At 68.1% G+C, this 251-nt stretch carries 1 protein-coding gene; it reads left to right on the plus strand.

Features of this window, described 5'->3' with window-relative positions; all coding sequences use genetic code 11:
* A partial coding sequence (locus ACLJNW_RS27100; protein ID WP_410961646.1) for a spore coat protein U domain-containing protein occupies positions 1 to 251 on the plus strand: 251 nt, incomplete at both ends.

Below are 251 nucleotides of genomic sequence, written 5' to 3' on the forward strand. Positions count from 1 at the left end.
TCCCTGAACAACGCCATCAGCGCCACCAGCCAGCAAGGCGCAGGCTCCATCCGGGTCAGGTGCGTCAGCGGCCAGACCTATGCGATCACGCTCGACGGCGGGCTCTACGGCAGCGTCGCCACGCGGCGCATGGCGAACATCGCCAACACCGCCCTCACCCTGACCTACAACCTGTACAGCGACCGCCCCGGCGGCATCGTCTGGGACAACACCACCGGCGTTGCCGCCACCGGCAACGGCAACGACCAGTG

It is taken from the genome of Salmonella sp. SAL4457 (assembly GCF_046548235.1).
Lineage (GTDB): Bacteria > Pseudomonadota > Gammaproteobacteria > Enterobacterales > Enterobacteriaceae > Salmonella > Salmonella enterica.